The following is a 348-nucleotide window of genomic DNA, read 5'->3' on the forward strand; positions in this document are numbered from 1 at the left end:
GAGATTTCCCAACTAGTAAGACCCCTTGAAGACGACGAGGTAGATAGGCTGGAGGTGGAAGTGCAGCAATGCATGGAGCTGACCAGTACTAATCGGTCGAGGGCTTATCCTACAAGCTTTCTGAAGGGAAGTTGCTTCAGGAGCATATGCTACAAATCGCAAAATGTTTCGTATCTAGTTTTCAGGGAGCAAATCCTTGAATACCGCATTTGTAAAATGCTCGTTTGGTGGCGATAGCGGAGGGGTTCCACACGTACCCATCCCGAACACGACCGTTAAGCCCTCCAGCGCCGATGGTACTTGGACCGCAGGGTCCTGGGAGAGTAGGACGCCGCCAAGCGAAAACCC

Annotated in this window: 2 rRNA genes; both read left to right on the forward strand. The window is 51.7% G+C overall.

Features of this window, described 5'->3' with window-relative positions:
• Positions 1 to 112: ribosomal RNA gene (locus tag PV403_RS25080) — 23S ribosomal RNA — on the forward strand; the annotation flags it as partial.
• Between the two features lie 111 nt (positions 113 to 223).
• Positions 224 to 340 (forward strand): 5S ribosomal RNA (rrf, locus tag PV403_RS25085).
• The last annotated feature ends 8 nt before the right edge of the window (positions 341 to 348 follow it).

Source organism: Paenibacillus sp. GYB006 (assembly GCF_036577645.1).
Lineage (GTDB): Bacteria > Bacillota > Bacilli > Paenibacillales > Paenibacillaceae > Paenibacillus.